The sequence below is a fragment of the Campylobacter concisus genome, from assembly GCF_902460595.1.
In the GTDB taxonomy this organism is placed as follows: Bacteria; Campylobacterota; Campylobacteria; order Campylobacterales; family Campylobacteraceae; genus Campylobacter_A; species Campylobacter_A concisus_BL.
Window position 1 is genome coordinate 146,226 of sequence record NZ_CABPVA010000002.1, and the last position, 2,184, is coordinate 148,409.

Here is a 2,184-nt window from a genome sequence, read left to right on the forward strand (position 1 = left end):
TTATTAAAATTTGGATAACTAAGTATAAATTTATAAGGAAAAATATGGACTACATCAAGCTTTTAAAAGATAACGGCCTACTTAGGGTGATCAATGAGCCAGTAGATATCGACCTAGAGATCGCGCACGCTAGCTATATCGAGGTCAAACGCGCGGGCTCACAAGCACTACTTTTTACAAATCCTATCTGCAAAAAAACTGGGCGTAAATTTGCCCCAGTGCTTACAAATATCTACGGCTCGAAAATGGCGCTTGAGCTGATATTTGGCGTGCAGCCTGATGAGATCGCAGCTGAGATAGAGAAGCTTTTAAAGCCCAAAAAACCTGAGAATTTTAAAGAGAAGCTTGACTTTTTGGCCTATCTTTTTAGCATGAGAAAGATTTTTACAAAAAGGCTAAAAGGTGAGGGCGAGTGCCAGCAGGTCAAATTTATGGGCGAGCAGGCTGATCTTTTGAGCCTGCCTGCGTTAAAGACTTGGCTGCATGACGGAGGCGCTTTTATCACGATGGGGCAGGTCTATACGCAAAGCCTAGATGGCGCGCTGCAAAATTTAGGCATGTATAGACTGCAAATTTATGATAAAAATCGCCTTGGCATGCACTGGCAGATCCACAAAGACGGCGCAAATTTCTTTCATGAGTACAAGCGCGCAGGCCGTAAGATGCCAGTCTCTGTGGCGATTGGCGGCGATCCACTATATATCTGGTGCGGTCAGGCGCCGCTGCCAAAGGGTGTCTTTGAGCTGCTACTTTACGGCTTCATCCGCAAAGAGCCAGCCAAGCTTGTAAAGTCGCTGACAAATGAAATTTACGTCCCGTACGACGCCGACTACGTGATCGAGGGCTTTGTGGATACTGCTAAGAGCGAGCTTGAGGGGCCATTTGGCGATCACACTGGTTTTTACACGCCGGTTGAGCCGTTTCCAGTGATGGAGGTCACGGCGATAACGAGCAAGAAAGACCCTGTCTTTCACGCGACCGTGGTTGGCAAGCCGCCGCTTGAGGATAAGTATATGGGCTGGGCGACTGAGCGCATTTTCTTGCCGCTTTTGCGAACGACAGTGCCAGAGCTACTAGACTACAACATGCCTGAAAATGGCGTCTTTCACAACCTTATCCTAGCCAAGATCAACGCCCTTTATCCGGCTCATGCAAAGCAGGCGATGCACGCTTTTTGGGGAGTTGGGCAGATGAGCTTTGTAAAGCACGCGATCTTTGTGGGCAACGATGCACCAGAGCTAACAGAATACGACAAATTTGCGGACTTTGTGCTTGATAGATTTGGCAGTGAGAGTGTGCTGATAAGCCAAGGTGTGTGCGACCAGCTCGATCACGCCAGCCCAAACTCGTGCTTTGGTGGTAAGCTAGGCATCGACGCGACGCAGGACTTTTGTAAATTTAGCCCTGCGGTTTTAAGTGATGACGAGCTTTTGGCTAAATTTCAAAGCATTGCGTCAAATGTTAAAGAGCTTAGGCAGTTTAAAAAAGAGAGCAAAACGCCTATTTGCGTGATTAAATTTAAAAAAGATCGCCCTGTAAAAGAGCTTTTTTCTAGGCTTTTGGAATTTAGGGAGTTTTTCAAGCTTATAGTTGTAGTGGATATGCAAAACTACCTAGAAAACCCATATATGCTGCTTTGGCGTGTGACAAATAACATAGATGCTTTGCGTGATATTTATATAGATGGTGAAAATTTCTGCGTGGATGCGACGATCAAGGACGAGCTAGAGGGCTATACTCGTGGCTGGCCTATGCAAACTGACTGCGAGCGTGAAGTGGTAGCTGATCTTGTGAAACGCGGCGTGGTAAAAGATGAGCCAGAGCTTTTTCATAAATTTGAGATATTTGGGTAGGGCCGTAGCCTAGTGGCTTTGGCACGCTCGTGCGAAAAAGCGGTAAGAAAATGCGCTCAGCTGCCAGTTATATTCAAGCGGTTACTTGCTGGTCGCCGTGCGAAATGCTGACCCCTGTTTGCTGGCCGTCTCCATCACTAAAAATGGCTCGATCGGTGCATAAAGCCAGTGATCGCTCAAGTTCGCTCTTGGCCGTATATGCAAAGCTCTTGATCATTAAGCTTTAAATTTGATTTAGTATTTTGGCTTGATAAAATTGCTTTTAAATTTAAAAGATCGGTTTTTGTGCTTAAAAATGGCTTAGTTTAAGACCGCTTTTAAGTGCTAGATA

The 2,184-nt window shown here is 45.7% G+C and carries 1 protein-coding gene; it reads left to right on the forward strand.

Annotation, left to right across the window (positions count from 1 at the left end):
- The first annotated feature begins 44 nt into the window (after positions 1 to 44).
- Entirely contained in the window at positions 45 to 1,853 is a 1,809-nt protein-coding gene (locus tag F3G86_RS05475; protein ID WP_087583146.1) for a menaquinone biosynthesis decarboxylase, read from the forward strand.
- Positions 1,854 to 2,184: the final 331 nt, after the last annotated feature.